Origin of the sequence: Hymenobacter crusticola, assembly GCF_002154225.1 — a bacterium.
Lineage (GTDB): Bacteria > Bacteroidota > Bacteroidia > Cytophagales > Hymenobacteraceae > Hymenobacter > Hymenobacter crusticola.
In genome coordinates, this window is record NZ_MTSE01000114.1 from 1 (window position 1) to 941 (window position 941).

Genomic DNA, 941 nt, shown 5'->3' on the forward strand with positions numbered 1-941 from the left:
AAGTAACAGTAAATATTTAGTAGTAGCAAAATATACTACTAAATACTTCGCCGCAGGATTTTCGTTCTTTGCCCAATAGCAGGGCCATGCGTAAGGACAAGGAATTATTAATCGAATTAGGGCTGAATGATTTGGAAGCCGAGGTATATGGCTTCCTGTTGCAGCACCCCGAAGCCTGGACGGGATATAAAATCGGCAAGAAACTGGGCAAGCCGACGGCGAACGTGTACAAAGCCCTGGATAGCTTAGCTAAGAAGGGTGCCATCCTCATGGAGGATCAAGCCAGCCGGCAGGGTAAGGCAGTCCCCATTGACGAGTTCTGCGCGTTGGTGGAGGCTAGCATTCGGCGCAAGAGTGCGGCCGCCCGCCACGTCTTTACGCAGCCAAAAAGCGCAACTTACGACGAGCGGAGCTACCAGCTGCACTCGGTGGAGCTGGTGCTGGAGAAAGCCCGGCAGATGCTTGCTAGCTGCCAAGCGGTTGTGATGCTGGACGTTTTCCCCCAAGTAGCGACCTTGCTCACCGCGGAAGTAGCCGCGGTGGTTGCCCGGGGCATCCAGGTCTACTTACAGGTGTATGAGCCGCTGACGATGCCCGGCGCGGAGGTGGTATTGATTGACTTGCAGCCGCAGGTGAATGTACTCAGCTACTGGCGCAGTCAGCAGCTGAACCTAATTGTAGACGGCAAGGAGCATCTGCTAGCCTTGCTGAGTGATCGGTTGGGGGAGGTCTACCAGGCGAGTTGGAGCAAGAACCTGTATCTATCGAGTATGCTGCACATGGGCTTCAGCAATCACTATACGGTGGCTCGCCTTCGGCAACTGCCCGGCGGCGCGGAGTATGCCCAGCAGGTACAAGCCATCCTGCAGCAGCAAAGTATCTTGAGCAGCGGGGCCGTTCCGGGAGTGAGTGAAATGCTTACGCGCTACGGGTTGCAGTGA

Annotated in this window: 1 protein-coding gene; it reads left to right on the forward strand. The window is 55.4% G+C overall.

The window, feature by feature from the left end; all coding sequences use genetic code 11:
- The first annotated feature begins 86 nt into the window (after nucleotides 1–86).
- On the forward strand, nucleotides 87–941 hold the full coding sequence (locus tag BXP70_RS29100; protein ID WP_086597611.1) for a TrmB family transcriptional regulator: 855 nt from the start codon (nucleotides 87–89) through the stop codon (nucleotides 939–941).